The 14,636-nt window shown below is 73.4% G+C and carries 12 protein-coding genes; 3 read left to right on the top strand and 9 right to left on the bottom strand.

The window, feature by feature from the left end; all coding sequences use genetic code 11:
• Positions 1 to 89 precede the first annotated feature (89 nt).
• The 6 genes from ACFYSC_RS10775 to ACFYSC_RS10750 form a co-directional block, all read right to left on the bottom strand.
• Positions 90 to 611, bottom strand: coding sequence for a YbaK/EbsC family protein (locus ACFYSC_RS10775; RefSeq protein ID WP_389959657.1), 522 nt, complete (start codon positions 609 to 611; stop codon positions 90 to 92).
• Between the two features lie 215 nt (positions 612 to 826).
• Complete coding sequence (locus tag ACFYSC_RS10770) at positions 827 to 2,371, bottom strand: flavin monoamine oxidase family protein (RefSeq protein ID WP_389959654.1); 1,545 nt, start codon at positions 2,369 to 2,371, stop codon at positions 827 to 829.
• An 80-nt stretch (positions 2,372 to 2,451) separates the two neighbouring features.
• The gene (locus tag ACFYSC_RS10765; RefSeq protein WP_362939007.1) at positions 2,452 to 3,294 is read right to left on the bottom strand and encodes a M55 family metallopeptidase; all 843 of its coding nucleotides are present in this window, start codon (positions 3,292 to 3,294) and stop codon (positions 2,452 to 2,454) included.
• Entirely contained in the window at positions 3,291 to 4,562 is a 1,272-nt protein-coding gene (locus ACFYSC_RS10760) for a DUF6395 domain-containing protein (protein ID WP_389959651.1), read from the bottom strand. The genes ACFYSC_RS10765 and ACFYSC_RS10760 overlap by 4 nt, the downstream gene beginning before the upstream one ends.
• Entirely contained in the window at positions 4,559 to 5,065 is a 507-nt protein-coding gene (locus ACFYSC_RS10755) for a hypothetical protein (protein WP_389959648.1), read from the bottom strand. The genes ACFYSC_RS10760 and ACFYSC_RS10755 overlap by 4 nt, the downstream gene beginning before the upstream one ends.
• A 180-nt stretch (positions 5,066 to 5,245) precedes the next feature.
• Entirely contained in the window at positions 5,246 to 5,824 is a 579-nt protein-coding gene (locus ACFYSC_RS10750) for a TetR/AcrR family transcriptional regulator (protein ID WP_389959646.1), read from the bottom strand.
• A gap of 94 nt (positions 5,825 to 5,918) precedes the next feature.
• On the opposite strand from ACFYSC_RS10750, the gene ACFYSC_RS10745 reads away from it, so the two are divergent.
• Complete coding sequence (locus ACFYSC_RS10745; protein WP_389959644.1) at positions 5,919 to 7,295, top strand: MFS transporter; 1,377 nt, start codon at positions 5,919 to 5,921, stop codon at positions 7,293 to 7,295.
• 17 nt (positions 7,296 to 7,312) lie between these two features.
• Here ACFYSC_RS10745 and ACFYSC_RS10740 read toward each other — a convergent pair whose 3' ends face one another.
• A complete protein-coding gene (locus tag ACFYSC_RS10740; protein WP_389959642.1) occupies positions 7,313 to 8,086 on the bottom strand; it encodes an enoyl-CoA hydratase/isomerase family protein in 774 nt (257 codons plus the stop codon).
• A 209-nt stretch (positions 8,087 to 8,295) separates the two neighbouring features.
• On the opposite strand from ACFYSC_RS10740, the gene ACFYSC_RS10735 reads away from it, so the two are divergent.
• Positions 8,296 to 8,712: a peptidase inhibitor family I36 protein gene (locus ACFYSC_RS10735; protein WP_389959639.1), complete on the top strand. Its 417-nt coding sequence runs from the start codon at positions 8,296 to 8,298 to the stop codon at positions 8,710 to 8,712.
• A gap of 97 nt (positions 8,713 to 8,809) precedes the next feature.
• Here the strand turns inward: ACFYSC_RS10735 and ACFYSC_RS10730 are convergent, their stop codons facing one another.
• Positions 8,810 to 9,925, bottom strand: coding sequence for a glycosyltransferase family 4 protein (locus ACFYSC_RS10730; protein WP_389959636.1), 1,116 nt, complete (start codon positions 9,923 to 9,925; stop codon positions 8,810 to 8,812).
• 107 nt (positions 9,926 to 10,032) lie between these two features.
• Positions 10,033 to 12,162: a glycogen debranching N-terminal domain-containing protein gene (locus tag ACFYSC_RS10725; RefSeq protein WP_389959633.1), complete on the bottom strand. Its 2,130-nt coding sequence runs from the start codon at positions 12,160 to 12,162 to the stop codon at positions 10,033 to 10,035.
• A 375-nt stretch (positions 12,163 to 12,537) separates the two neighbouring features.
• On the opposite strand from ACFYSC_RS10725, the gene ACFYSC_RS10720 reads away from it, so the two are divergent.
• The gene (locus ACFYSC_RS10720) at positions 12,538 to 14,472 is read left to right on the top strand and encodes an N-acetylmuramoyl-L-alanine amidase (RefSeq protein WP_389959630.1); all 1,935 of its coding nucleotides are present in this window, start codon (positions 12,538 to 12,540) and stop codon (positions 14,470 to 14,472) included.
• Positions 14,473 to 14,636: the final 164 nt, after the last annotated feature.

Below are 14,636 nucleotides of genomic sequence, written 5' to 3'. Positions count from 1 at the left end.
ATGGCCCCGCCGCCCCCGCCCCTCCGGTCGGGCCCCGGTTCCACGGCCCGGTGTCGGCCCGGCCTCCCCGCGCGGCTCCGGCGCCGGCCTCAGCCCGCCAGCCGGAGCACCTCGGCGTTCTCCAGCCCGGCCAGCAGCGAACCGGCCACCGCCAGCTTGGAGCGGCGGACGCCGCTGCCGATCACGACCTCCGGGTGCGCCGCCACGGCCTCGTCCACCAGCACCGGCCACTCGGCGGGCAGCCCCAGCGGGGTGATCCCGCCGTACTCCATCCCGGTCAGCCCGACCGCGTCGTCCTGCGGGGCGAAGGAGATCTTCCGGGCGTCCAGGTGCCGCCGGACCACGCCGTTGACGTCCGCCCGCGTCGTGGCGAGCACCAGGCAGGCGGCGTAACGGACCTCCCCGGCGCGTTTGGCCGCCACGATCACGCAGTTGGCCGACTCCGACAGGGCGACGCCGTACCGCTCGCAGAACGCCGCCGTGTCGGCCAGCTCCGGGTCGATCGGGGCCACGAGGACCCCGTCGAGACCCGCCGCGGCCCGCGCCACGGGCTCCGCGAGCAGGTCGGGGCGCTCGCCGGCCTTGACCCATTCCAGCGTTCCGATCGCCATCGCCGTTCTTCCCCTCCGTCATGTGTCCCGCCGTCGCCGGGACCCCTCTTCTCGTCTTCTCGCCGTTCCCGGGACCGTCCCGTCGTTCCCCGGGAACCGCCCCGCCGTTATCTGAGACCGCCCCGCCGTTCCCTGAGACTGTACGGCCGCGCGGCACGGCCCCCGGACACCGCGCGCCCGGCCGCGCTCAGGACGGCGTGCTCAGGACGGCCTGCTCAGGACGGCGTGCTCAGGACCCGCTCGTGGATCGCGGTGACCGCCTTCCTGGCCGACTCCATCGCCCCGGCCTGCCAGGCGATCAGGTGGGTGAGCCAGTCGCCGGCGAAGTAGACCCGCCCGGCCGGGCGTTGCAGGAGGGTGAAGGCCCCCTGGTACGTGGGCCAGCGGACCCATCCCCCCTCGATGTGCGGCTGGCGGTGCCAGGCGATCGAGACGCTGGAGCGCAGCTCGGCGCGGTACTTCTCACCGTGGATCTTCTTGCCCTGGGTGAGCGCCCGGTTGCGGCGCTCCGCCGGGGAGAGCCGGCCGTACAGCTCGGCCTCCTTCTCGGTGTTGTAGTAGCCGACGAGCAGGCCGGTCGGCGCGTGGTAGCCGTAGGAGGGGTACCAGATGTGGGTGATGTCCAGGTCGGTCTCGGTGATGCCGCCGTAGATGCGGTCCTCGATCTCCCACCAGCGCCTGCCGTACTCCAGGCCGATCTTGCCGGCGGCGACCGGCACGGGGGTGCGGAGCGCGGCGGTGACCTGGGCGCCGAGGTTGTGCGGCAGCCGGGCGAGCAGGTTCGGCGGCAGCGCGGCCACGCAGTAGTCGGCGCGGACCGAGCCGCCCGGATGGGTCACCTCGACGCCGTCGGGCAGGTTCCTGATCCCGGTGACGGGCGTGCCCGTCCTGATCCGGTCGCGGCCGACCGCCTCGGCCAGCGCGGTCACGATCGCGTCCATCCCGCCCACCGGCTGGAACATCGGCGCCGCCTGCTCGAAGCCGAAGTCCATGGTGACCGCCCGGCCGGTGCCCGCGGAGAGCACCTCCGCCAGTGAGGCGGGCGGGTCGAGCGGCACGCCGCCGCCGGTCGCCGGGTAGGTCGCGAACCCGCGGCGGTCGGAGCCGCGGTAGGACAGGTCGGGCCCGAGGTCGCCGAACCGGCGCAGGAACTCCGAGAGCCGCTCCCGGTCCTCGGCGGTGAGGCGGCGGTTCAGCGCGCCCGCGTGGGAGACCTTGGCCAGCAGCTCGGCGACGTAACCGTACAGGTCGGCGCGGGCCGTACGGGCCCGGACCGGGGCCTTCATGCCGCGCGTGTGGACGTACGCCGAGGCGTTGTTGTTGACGAACACCTCAAGGGGCACGCCCAGCTCGCGGCAGTAGTCCATGGTGACCATCCACTGCGCGATCCGCCCCGGGCCGGCGTTGAAGTAGACGCCCTCGCCGAAGCCGGCCGTCTGGGCGGGCCCGTCCTTCTCGGACAGCCGGTCGCCTCCGCGCAGCGTGAGGTTGCGCCCGCCGACCCGGTCGGACGCCTCCAGGACGGTGCAGTCGTAGCCCGCCTTGCCCAGCTCGTATGCGCAGGTCAGACCGGCGACGCCGGCCCCCAGGACCACGACCTTCGCCGCGCCCCTCCCCTTGAGGGAGAAGTCGGACGGCTGCGGCGGGACGTAGTCGGACGGCTGGGAGTCGGGGGCCAGGCCCAGCGCCCCCATGGCGGCGAACATGGCCCCGGCGCCGCCGGCCGCGCCCACGCCCACCAGCAGTGCCCTGCGCGTCATCGTCGTACGTTCGGTCACTGTCTTCTCGGGGGTCTTCTCGGGGGTCTCTCGGTCTCGGTCTCGGGGGGCGGACGGCGGCCTCAGCCGTACGCGCCGCTGTCGCAGGCGACCTGGCCGCCGATGCCGGCCAGCAGACCCATCACCGCCATGATCTGGGCGAAGTCGTCGGTGGTGAACTCGGTGTGCCGGGGCCCGACGGAGCGCACCCCGGGGATGAGGGCGCACCCGGCGGCGATGGCGGTGGAGTTCCACTCGACGCCGAGGGTGAACGGCGGCTCCGGCGCGTAGGGGCGGAAGTCCGCGAGGCGGCCGAGCGCGCGGACGGCGGCCTCGCGGATGCGGGCCTGGGCCACCGAGGGTGGCAGCAGCTCGGCGGAGAACTTGTTGATGCCCTTCTTGACCGCGACGGTCTCGACGTCGCCGAGCAGTTCCCTGGCCTCCTCGCAGACCGCCTCGTCCCCGGTCACCAGGGCCACCGGGACGCCGAGCGACCCGGCGAACGACGCCACCAGGCGGGTCTCGCCGCAGATCTCGCCGTTGAGGTAGAGGTTCTGGATCTCCCTGCCCATCCACGTGTGGTTGAGCACCCCGTGCTCGACCCCGGCCCGCGCGTGGTAGCCGACGAAGCAGGCGGCCCGGTGACCGGCGTCGAGGCCCTGGCCCATCCGCAGCGGCTTGCCCGGCCCCCTGATCAGGGTGGCGCGCGGGTCGAGCAGGTCGATCCTGAGGTTCTTCGTCGAGCCGTGGGCGTCGTTGACGCACACCGCCTCGGCCCCCGCGTCGAAGGCTCCCTGGACGGCGGCGTTGGCGTCGGCGGTCATCAGCTCGCAGCCGCGCTCGTAGCCCCGGCCCCCGGCGCCCATCTCCTCGGGGTCGGTCAGGCCGGTGACGCCCTCCATGTCCACCGACACGTACACCCTCACGACAACCCCCAGGTCTCGACGCGACGCGCCTCGTCATCGTTCATGAACCCGACCTCCGCGGCGACGAAGTCGCGGACCGTCGCCCGCCACGGCTCGGGGATCTCCTCGATCGCGGGAGGGTAGCAGCGGTCCAGCCAGGCGGTCGAGGCCTCGGTCGCGCCGAGGAACTCCGCGGCCTTGGCGAAGACCGTGTCCTCGATGCCCGGGATCCGGGCGCAGCCGTACTCGATCATCTCCTGCCCGCCGTACGGCGGGGGCTCGCTCCACTTACGGGCGACCGGCCGGTCCGGGCCGACGGCGGTGCGCAGCGGGCGGCGTTCGACGGCGGCCTGGATGAGCTCCTTGTACAGGCACTTGCCGCAGGTGCCACAGGGGCCGTCCACGCCGCGCAGGCACCAGCGGACGCACTCCTTCAGGGGGGAGTCCAGGGCGAGCCGCATGGTGACGGCCTCGCTCACCCCGCCGACGGGCAGCACGATGTGCACGCCCGCCGCGGCGAAGGCGCGGCCCCAGGCGCCGTGCGGGGCCCACATCGGGTTGTCCGGGGTGTACCGCAGCAGGTAGCGGTCGCCGCCCAGCCAGCGCGAGCCCAGCTCGTAGCCGAACGCCAGGCCGCCGAGATCCAGCTCGTCGGCCATCAGCAGCGCCCCGGCTGCCACCGCGTGGTGCTCGGGGTAGCCGGGCCGGGGCTCGGCGAGCGTGAACTCCAGGTCGGAGCGGACGACGGTCAGCTCGCGGCCGGTGCGCGCGGCCAGCTTCGCCAGCACGTCGGAGCGGTAGTGGGTCCAGCGGTTGGGCACGCGCGGGTGGGACACCCGCTGGAAGTGGACGAACGGCGCGTCGGGCAGCATGGCCGCCGCGGCCACCGAGTCGGCGCCGCCGCTGTAGGAGATCGCCAGCCGGCGACCGGACCGCGGCGGCGCGCCCACCGGGCCCGCCTCGATCCCCCAGCCGTCGTGGATCGCCCCGGCCAGCTCCGCGGAGATCGGCCGGTCGAAGACGACCGCGCGCCGGGTCCAGGGGGCGACGACGGTCCAGGCCGCCAGTGCCTCGAGGTCGGGGTGGACCTCGCGGGGCTCACGGGGCAGCTCGACCCGGCAGGAGTTGGTGGCCATCTTCAGGGGCTGGCCGTCGGCGCAGTGCCCGGTGATGCCGTCCTCGGGGTCGAGCCGGAAGGTCAGGTGCCGGACGGCCCCGCCGGAGAACCGGTCGGAGGACCGCTCGGGGGTCCGCTCGGAGGTCCGCTCGGAGGTCCAGGAGACCCTCACCCGGCGCTCCCGGCGGAGCGGTCCAGGGCCGCCCCGGCGGCGCGGCCGGTCCCGGCGCTCCCGGGCGTACGGCCGGCGTTCCCGGTGGCGCGTCCGGAACCGGCGGAACGGCTCTCAGGGGTCTCCGGGGCCCCGGGGGCACGGCCGGTGGCGCGGTCCACGGCCTGCCAGAGCAGCACCTCGTTCTGCAGCACCCGCTCCATCGCGGCGGCCGTCTCCGTGGCCAGCCGGTGGGCGTCGTCCCAGCGCCGCGCCCGAGCCTCGTCCACGGTCCGGCCGGCGGGAGCGGCCGGACCGGCGGGGGCCTTGGCGGTGCGGGCCTGGAGCCTCTCGACCTCGGCGCGCAGCGTGGTGACCTCCCGGCGCAGCACCTGGACCTCCCACAGCGCGTCCTTGATGTCCTGGCGGTGCTCGGCCAGGGAGATGTACCGGGAGTCGAACCAGCCGCGCACCGCACTCCGCAGCCGGGCGGGCACCAGAGCCCGCTTCGCCAATCGCGCCATAGCCCGGCACGATACCGGCAAATACCGTGATATCCGGACGGTCCCAGGAATCGGCGCAGCTCGGTGCGGCCCTCACATTCCAGCGCGGCCGGTCCCCGGCCCGGCTCGTCTGTGGCCCGGCCCTTCCGGGCCCCTCCCGGCCTCGGGTCCCGGTGCCCGGCCGGCCGTCCCGGTGCCCGGTCAGCCCCGCTCCGCCGTTCCGCCCGGCCCGAGGATCGTCTCGGCCATCGCCCGTGCCGCCAGCGCCGGATGCGCGCCGGGGCGGGTGACGGCGTGGGCGAGCACCCCGTCGACGAGCACCAGGATCTGGTCGGCGCCGAACTCCGGGTCCGGGTGGCCGTGGCGGGTCAGCTCGGCGGTGAAGATCCGGTGCAGCTCCTCCTTGTGGGCGCGGACCTCCGCGTGGGCCGGGTGGTCCGGGTCGGCGAGGGCGAGCTCGGCGGCGGTGTAGCGGCAGCCGCGGAACCCGGGCCGCGTGGTGACCCGCTCCAGCTCGTCGAAGACGGCCAGGACGCGCTCGCGGGGGTCGTCGCCGGCCGCGTCCATGGTCTCCCGGTAGCGGTCGGTGGTGGCGTGGGTGCGCAGCATCTCGGCGATGAGCCCGTCCTTGCCGCCGAAGTGCTGGTAGAGCGAGCGGCGGGCGACGTCGGCCCGGCCGAGGATGGCGTCCACGCCGACGTGGACGCCATGGGTGTAGGTGAGCTCGCGGGCGGCTTCGATCAGCCGCTCGCGCGGTCCGGGTCTCGTGGTCGTGGTCACGGCTTCGATCCTCGCACGCGGTTGACAGTAGACCAACCATTCTATCTAATGAGGCGCTGTATACCGACCGTTCTATCTATCCCTCGGAGCCCTCATGCCACGCCGGGGCACGCTGCCCACCGTCCTGACCGGTGTCTTCATCACGATCCTCGACTTCTTCATCGTCAACGTGGCCATCCCCACCACCCAGCGCGACCTGCACGCCGGAGCCACGGCCGTCGAATGGGTGGTCGCCGGGTACGGCCTCGCCTACGGCTCCGGACTGGTCCTCGGCGGCCGGCTCGGCGACCTCTTCGGCCGCCGCCGCATGTTCGCCCTCGGGCTGGTCCTCTTCACGCTGGCCTCGGTCGTCTGCGGCCTGGCCCCCGACGCCGGCACGCTGATCGCCGCCCGCGTCGCGCAGGGCGCGGCGGCCGCACTGCTCTCCCCGCAGGTCCTGGCGATCCTGCGCACCGCCTACCACGGGGCGGCCCAGGCCAGGGCGCTCGGCGCCTACGCGTTGACCATGGGCATGGCGGCGGTGTTCGGCCAGCTCATCGGGGGCGTGCTCATCCAGGCCGACCTGTTCGGGCTCGGCTGGCGCACCTGCTTCCTGATCAACGTGCCGATCGGCGTCGCCGCCCTGGTGATGACCGGCCGCGTGGTGCCCGAGAGCCGGTCCGCCGACGCCGTACGGCTCGACGCCGGCGGGGCCGTGCTCATCACGCTCGGCCTGGCCGCCACGCTGCTGCCGCTGATCGAGGGTCGCGAGCAGAGCTGGCCGCTGTGGACCTGGCTGTCCTTCGCCGCCGCCGCCGCCCTCTTCACCGCGTACGGCAGGCGGCGGCACGAGTCGCCGCTGATCGACCTCGCCCTGTTCCGCGAGCGGGCCTTCACCGCGGGGCTGCTCACCCAGCTCGCCTTCACCATGGGCATGGCCGCCTACTTCCTGGTCTTCGCCCTGTACGTCCAGGAGGGCCGGGGCCTGGACGCGCTCCAGGCCGGACTGATCTTCGCCCCGATCGGCGCGGGCTACCTCGCGGCCTCGCTGCTCGCACCCCGGCTGGCCGCCCGCCTCGGCCGCCAGACGATCGCCCTAGGCGGGCTGACCAGGGCCGCAGGACTGACCGCCCTGCTCGTCGCCGTCGCCTGGGACGCGCCGATCGGCTGGCTGGTGCCGATGCTGGTCGCCGACGGGGTCGGCATGGGTCTGGCGCTCGCCCCCATCATGGGCACCGTCCTGGCCAGGGTCGCCCCGCGGCACGCCGGCGCCGCCGCCGGGATCCTCACCACGACCCAGCAGGTCGGCTCGGCCATCGGCGTCGGCGTCGTCGGCATCGTGTTCTACGGCGATCTGTCGGCCGGGGTCGCGGGGGCGTTCCGGCACGGGCTGGTCTACCTGATCGTGGTCACCCTGGCCGTCGCGGCGCTGGTCCAGGCCGTGCCGCGCACCGCCGCCCCGGCCGGGACCCCGGCCCCGGCCGCCGCCTGACGGTCCGGCGCGGCCGGTCAGCGGCCGGTGAAGGCGGCCTTGGTCTTCTCGGCGAAGGCCCGCATGCCGTTGCGGGCGTCCTCGGTGGCGAACAGGCCGGAGAACTGGAGGCGCTCGATCTCCAGACCGGTGGCCAGGTCGGCCTCCAGACCGCGGTCCACGGCCTGCTTGGCCGCCCGCACGGCCAGCGCGGGGCCGCCCTGGAACCGCGCGGCGTAGGCCAGTGCCTCGGTGTGGACGTCGGCGTCCGGGACGACCCGGTCGACCAGACCGATCTGCAGGGCCTCGGCGGCGGAGACGTGGCGGCCGGTGAAGATGAGGTCCTTGGCCCGCGACGGGCCGACCAGCCGCGGCAGGCGCTGGGTGCCCCCGGCGCCGGGGATGATGCCGAGCAGGATCTCCGGCTGGCCCAGCTTGGCCGACTCGCCCGCGATCCGGATGTCCGCGCACAGCGCCAGCTCGCACCCGCCGCCCAGGGCGTAGCCGGTCACCGCCGCGATGACCGGCTTGCCGATCTCGGCGACCGCGGTGAAGCACGCCTGCAGCGTCGCCGAGTGGACGGCCATGTCGGCGTAGGACATGCCGGCCATCTCCTTGACATCGGCGCCCGCCGCGAAGACCTTCTCGCCGCCGTAGAGCACCACCGCGTACACCCCGGGGTCGGCGTCCACCTGGCGGGCGCAGTCGCGGATCTCCTCCTGGACCTGCCGGTTGAGCGCGTTCATCTTCGGCCGGTCGAGCCGGATCGTCGCGATCCCGTCGGCCGTCTCCACCCGCACGAACTCACCCATGGCCGTCCTTCCTTCCGAGCATCCCGTCCCCCGCACCCTAGAGGAGCGCCTCGCCGCCCCAGTAGCCCGCTCGCCGTACGCCCGGAAGCGGCGGCCGGATCACAGGCGGCCGGGTTTCGGGAGGCCGGAAATTGACCTCTTCCTCTGCAAGATCTCAACAGGTATGGTCGAGCCGGTCATCGAAGGAAAGTTTCACCAATGGAGGAACATTGGGCAAGAAGCTTCAGATGCTGGCGATCCCCGTAGCGGCCGTCGCGCTGACCGCGCTGACGGGCGCCCCCGCCCAGGCCGCCACCGGCTACGACCGCTGCCACGACGGGTACTACTGCATGTTCTCCGGCCTCGACGGCACCGGCGACATGGTCGAGATCAAGAACGACACGCCGGACCTCGCCGCGCTCGGCATGGCGGGCCGCGCCAAGTCCGACTGGAACCGTACGGCCTCCTACATCCACCTGTACTCCGCGGCCGGCTACGGCGGCTGCTCCGCCGTGACCTCCCCCTGGGGCAAGGGCAACTTCTACACCCCGTTCCGCGACTTCTTCCACTCGGTCCGCTTCGACGGCGCCAACGGCCCGTCCTGCCTCACCACCTTCACCGGCTCCCCGGCCGACTCCCACGGCTGACCGGGCCCCGGCGGGCCGGGTGTCGTGCGGAAAGCCGCAGGTGACACCTGGCCCCCGGTCTCCCGGCACACGATGACCCGGCGGCGTGGACGCGGGATCAGTTCAGCGGCATCAGGCCCCGGGTCCCGCCGGCGGGCTCGGACCGGCCGGCGGCCCCGGCGAGCACCCTGCGGTAGACGCGCTCGTAGCCCTCGGCCATCGCCTCGACCCCGAAGTGGTCCGCCACGTGGGACCGGCAGGCGTTCGGGTCGATCTTCCCGGCCGCCTCGATCGCCTCCGGCAGCTCCTCGGGCCGGTCCAGGACGAACCCGGTCACTCCGTCGGCGACGACCTCGGGCACCGCTCCCCTGCCGAACGCCACCACGGGCGTGCCGCAGGCCATCGCCTCGATCATCACCATGCCGAACGGCTCCTCCCACAGGACGGGGAAGAGCAGGCAGCGGGCCGCCGCGAGCAGCTCGCGCTTGCCGACGGCGTCGGCCTCGCCGACGTACTCGGCGTCGGCGCCGAGCCTGGGCGCGACGTGCTCGGCGAAGTAGGCGCGCTCCACCGGCTCGGTGAGCTTGCCGGCCAGCAGGATCCGCCGGCCGGCCGCGCGGGCGGCGTCGACGGCCAGGTGCGCGCCCTTGTCCTCGTTGAACCGGCCGAGCCACAGCACCCAGTCCTCCTTGTCCTCTCGGAAGGGGAAGGAGGCGATGTCCACGGCGTTGTGGACGACCCCGGCCCAGGGCAGCCCGGGGGCGCTGCGCCGCTGCGCCCGGGAGATGCCGACCATCGCAACGCCCGTGCCGAGCGAGCGGTAGTAGTCGCCGAACTCGCCGTCCATCGTGAGGTGGCAGGTGATCACCGTCGGGACGGCCCGGCATCCGGCGTGCAGCGGCCCGGCCAGCGAGTGGTCGTGGACGATGTCCGTCTCCAGGCCGGAGAGCATGCCGTGTGCCCTGGCCGCGTGCAGCACCTCCGGCATCGCCTCGCCGATCCGCTCCGACGGCGGCACGGCGTAGGTCGCCAGGAACCGGGCCGACGTGCCGGGCTTGCCCGCGCCGATCAGGGTGACCTCGTGCCCGCGCCGTGACAGCCCCGCGACGAGGTCGGCCACCATCGACTCGATGCCGCCGTACGCCGCGGGAGGCACGTCGTACCAGGGGGGAGCGATCATCGCGACGCGCAGCCCCCCGCCGGGCCACCCGGCCGGCTCCTCTTCAGTGATCATCCCCGCCCCCGCTCACGGCCTCGCGGCCTGTCGACGTCCTTCCCCGGGTCCGGTCCTCCCGCCCCGAGCCGCTCCAGACCGTCCCGGACCGCTCTGGACCCCCGCCGTCATCGCGTCCGCCCCGAGGCCCCGGCGGTGAAGCCCTCTCCCGGGTCCGGCACCGGTGGGCGCGGCTCGTCGTGCAGGATGATCCCCTCGGGCAGCCCGGTCACGGAGAGCTTCCCGCCGCTGACCTCGATCGTGATCCGGGATCCGGCCAGCGGCATCCCCTCGACCCGGATGTCCTCCATCGGCACGGGGTCCAGCCACACCTGCCCGTAGGGCACCCAGGGGGCGAAGCGGAGCAGGTTGCGCAGCAGGTGGATCGGCGACGCGGCGGCCCACGCCTGCGGGGTGCAGGAGGTGGGGTAGGGCACCGGTGGGGAGAAGTCGCCCCGGGCGAAGCCGCAGAACAGCTCGGGCAGCCGCCAGCCGAACGCCTCCGCCGCGTCCATCAGGCCGGAGGCGATCCGCCGCCCCTCGTCCACGAAGCCGTACCGGATCAGCCCGGCCACGATGAGGGAGTTGTCGTGCGGCCAGACCGAGCCGTTGTGGTAGCTCATCGGGTTGTAGGCGTCCATGTCGGAGGCCAGGGTGCGCACGCCGTACCCGGTGAACATGCTCGGCGAGAGCAGGTGCTCGGCGACGGACGCGGCGCGGTCCTCGTCGACGATGCCGGTCCACAGGCAGTGGCCGGGGTTGGAGGCGACGGAGTCGATGCGGCGCCCCTCGCCGTCGAGGCCGATGGCGTAGTAGCCGCGTTCCGGCATCCAGAACCGGTCGTTGAACGCCTCCCGCAGCCGCGCCGCCCGCCTCTTCCACTCCTCCTCCACGGTGGTGTCGCCGGCCTCGTGGGCGAAGTGGGCGCGCGCCTTGTAGGCGGCGTAGACGTAGCCCTGCACCTCGGCCAGCGCGATGGGCGGCCGGGCCAGGGTGCCGTCGGCGAAGGCGACGCCGTCGAAGGAGTCCTTCCATCCCTGGTTGACCAGGCCGTGGTCGGTCCTGCGGCGGTAGGACAGGAACGGGTCCGCGGACCTGGTGATCCAGCCGAGCGCCTCGTCGGCGTACGGCAGGAGTTCCTCGACCTCCGCGCACAGCAGGCCCCACCGGCGCAGCTCGCCCAGCAGCATCACGAACAGCGGGGTGGAGTCCACCGAGCCGTAGTAGGCGAGGCCACCGGCCTGGGCGCCGAAGCGCAGCTCGTGCAGGATCTTGCCCGGCTCCTCCTCGGTGAGGGGATCATCGACCTTGCCCTGCAGCCTGGCCAGGCGGCGCAGTGTGCCGAGCGCCAGCGACTGGTCCATCGGCAGGGCCATCCAGGAGGTCAGCAGCGAGTCGCGGCCGAACAGCGTCATGAACCACGGCGCGCCCGCGGCGACCGTCGGCGGCTCCTCCGGCCGGTCGGGGTCGAACAGCCGCAGTGCCCCGAGGTCCTCCAGGGAATGGCGCAGGACGCGGGTCAGGGTGCGGTCGGCGGTGATGACGGTCGGGCTGAGCCGGCCCCAGTCGGCCCGGCGCAGGACGGGCTCGGCGTGCTCCAGCGGGTGACGGGTGGAGAACCGGGTGGGCAGCTCCTCGCCGTCCAGGATCGGGTTGACCTGGACGGTGGCGGTCCACTCCCCCCGGGCGGGCACGACGATCCGGAAGGCGAGGATGCCGGGCATGGAGATCGGCTGCGGATCGGCCACCACCCGGGTCCCCCGGCAGCGGATGGCAGAGAAGATCATCATGCCCGTCCGGTCGGGCGTCGTCTCCACGTCGGGCACGTGCCGGACCCGCCCCGCCTTGACCTCGAACAGGTCGGCCAGATCACCGGCCAGATGGATGTCGACCAGGCATCCGGCCGGCTCGTCGGACAGGTTGCGCAGCGTCAGGTCCTCGCGCAGGCCGCCGCTGATGTAGCGGTCCCTGACCACCAGCAGGGTGCTCTCCGCCCGCCCCGGCCGCGGCGCCGCCCGGCCGACGAACGTCGCGTGGTACGGCTCGGCGACGAACACGTTGAGCGGCTCCACCCCGGCGTCGTCGATCCGCAGCTCCCAGCGCGACAGCAGCCGGGTGTCGGCGGTGTAGATCCCCTGCGCCCCGCCCGGCACGATGTCCCCGCCGCGCCCGGACACGCAGAAGGAACCGCTCTCCACCAGGGTCACCGCGCTGTCGCCCAGTGCGCCGGGCTGGCCCTCGAAAGTCCACCCGTTCACTTCTTCTCTCCAGTGCGTACGGCTCGCCGGCCTTCGCCTCCAACCCGTTCCCTTTCCGCCCCACCCGGGAGAAGAACCGCAAATCGAACCCCCATGCGCAGGTTTTACCTGCTCAGCGCCTTCATCTCTGTCCGTTCTGCGTAACGGCCGCCTTGCGAGCGGATTGCTCGTCCGAGGCATCCGCTCCGCGCTGCGGGACCGGGGACGTGCCCGCGACCGTCATTAGCCACGGAAGCGGTCGAGGCGGGAGGCCACCGCGCTGACAGGGTGAAGAAATTCTTCGCTAGGTGTCGGCAAAATGAAGAATGTTATTGACATCGTGGGCTCGGCTTCGCAGGCTTTCTCGCATCGGATTCCCCCAGCCGAGGAGCGTTCGTGCGACGATCGTCCCCCCTCCGCCTGGCGGCCGCGGCCATCGTGGCCGCAGGCAGCCTCTCCCTTGCGCAACCGGCCTCCGCCACGCGGACGGCCGCTCCCGACGACCGGCAGGCGGCCTTCACCGAGGCCGCCAAGGCGTACGGCGTGCCCGAGAGCGTCCTGCTCGGCGTCTCCTACCTGGAGTCACGCTGGGACGCCAACGCGGGCAAGCCGAGCAACTCCGCCGGGTACGGCCCGATGCACCTCACCGACGCGGCCGGGTTCACCGGCGGGAACCACCACGCCGAGGGCACCGAGGACGCCCGGGGCGACGACGGCCGCCCGCTGCCGGCCCCCCAGGCCGCGCCGGCGCCCGCCGAGATCCCCGCCTCGCTCAGGACCCTGGAGAAGGCGGCCGATCTCACCGGCGCGAGCCGCGAGGAGCTGCGCGGCGACCCGGCCGCCAACATCCGCGGCGGCGCCGCCCTGCTCGCCGACTACCAGAAGACGCTCGGCGCGCCGCTCAGCGACGACCCGGGCGAGTGGTACGGCGCGGTGGCCCGCTACTCCGGCGCCGAGGAGGCCGAGGCGGCGAAGTTCTTCGCCGACGAGGTCTACGCCACGATCGAGTCCGGCGCCCAGCGCGTCACCGACGACGGGCAGAAGGTCGAGCTGCGCGCCAGGCCCGGCCTGCGGAAGATGGACCGCTGGCTGGAGAAGCTGGGGCTGCGCCGGCCCCAGCGCGGCGAGGCCGAATGCCCGCCCACCGTCTCGTGCGAGTGGATCCCCGCGCCCTACCAGGAACTGCCCGGCGACGACTACGGCAACCACGACAAATCGAACCGGCCGGTCAACCAGAAGGTCGACTACATCGTCATCCACGACATGGAGGGCTACTTCGACCCCTCCGTGCGGCTGGTGCAGGACCCCGCGCGCCCGGCGAGCTGGCACTACTCGGTGCGTTCCGTGGACGGGCACATCGCCCAGCACGTGAAGACCAAGGACGTCGCCTGGCAGGCGGGCAACTGGTACGTCAACGCCAAGTCGATCGGCATCGAGCACGAGGGGTTCCTCGCCGAGGGCGCCTTCTGGTACACCGAGGCGATGTACCGCAGCTCGGCCCGCCTGGTGCGCTACCTGGCCCTGCGCCACGGCGTCCCGCTCGACCGGGCGCACATCCTCGGCCACGACAACGTGCCCGGGACGATCGCCTCCACGGTGCGGGGCATGCACGAGGACCCGGGCCCCTTCTGGGACTGGGCGCACTACTTCCAGCTCCTCGGCCACCCGCTGCACGGCACCGGCGGCCCGCGGACCGAGTCGGTGATGATCCTGCCCGACTACGAGAGGAACCAGCCGTACTACTACGGCTGCGACCGCAAGAACCCCGACGCCGGCTGCGCCCCGCACGGCTCGGCGTCGGTCTGGCTGCGCACCGAGCCGCGTGAGGACGCCCCGCTGGTCAAGGACGTCGGCAAGCACCCGACCGGTGACTCGCTCTACAGCGTCTACGACCACAGCGCCCGCGCCGTCACCGGCCAGCGCTACGCCGTCGCCGACCGCCAGGGCGACTGGACCGCGATCTGGTACCTCGGTCAGAAGGCGTGGTTCCACAACCCCGCGTCCCAGCCCACCGCGGTGCCGTCCAAGGGCCTGGTGGTGACGCCCAAGCCGGGCCTGGCGAGCGTGCCGGTGTACGGCAGGGCGTACCCGGAGGAGGCGGCGTACCCGGAGGGCGTGCCGTACCAGACGATCAGCCCGCTGCAGTACACCTTCGCCGCGGGCCAGCGCTACACCGTCGGCCTGGCCGCGGTCGGCGAGTACTACCGGGCGGTGACCTTCGACACGTCGAACCACCAGGTGATCCGCGGGAAGCAGAAGTACTACCAGATCCAGTTCGGCCACCGCGTGATGTTCGTCAAGGCCGAGGACGTGGTGGTGTCCGCCACCTGATCCCCGCGGCGCCGGAGGACGCCTGACCGCCGGTGTGCCGGAGGACGCCTGGTCCCGGCACGCCGGAGGACACGGCGCGGACATGAGAGAAGGACGTGAGAAGGAGGGGGCCGGGGCGCGCGGCCCCGGCCCCCTCCCCGTTCGCCTCCGCTCCTCCCGCCGGC

This window comes from Streptosporangium sp. NPDC004379, assembly GCF_042873875.1.
In the GTDB taxonomy this organism is placed as follows: Bacteria; Actinomycetota; Actinomycetes; order Streptosporangiales; family Streptosporangiaceae; genus Streptosporangium.
Note: the sequence above shows the minus strand (reverse complement) of the source record. Positions and strands in the feature narration are given on the sequence as shown.

Coding starts and splice junctions, on each gene's coding strand:
- ACFYSC_RS10775 (WP_389959657.1), bottom strand. CDS start 611: ATGGCGATCGGAACGCTGGAATGGGTCAAGGCCGGCGAGCGCCCCGAC.
- ACFYSC_RS10770 (WP_389959654.1), bottom strand. CDS start 2,371: ATGACGCGCAGGGCACTGCTGGTGGGCGTGGGCGCGGCCGGCGGCGCC.
- ACFYSC_RS10755 (WP_389959648.1), bottom strand. CDS start 5,065: ATGGCGCGATTGGCGAAGCGGGCTCTGGTGCCCGCCCGGCTGCGGAGT.
- ACFYSC_RS10745 (WP_389959644.1), top strand. CDS start 5,919: ATGCCACGCCGGGGCACGCTGCCCACCGTCCTGACCGGTGTCTTCATC.
- ACFYSC_RS10740 (WP_389959642.1), bottom strand. CDS start 8,086: ATGGGTGAGTTCGTGCGGGTGGAGACGGCCGACGGGATCGCGACGATC.
- ACFYSC_RS10730 (WP_389959636.1), bottom strand. CDS start 9,925: ATGATCACTGAAGAGGAGCCGGCCGGGTGGCCCGGCGGGGGGCTGCGC.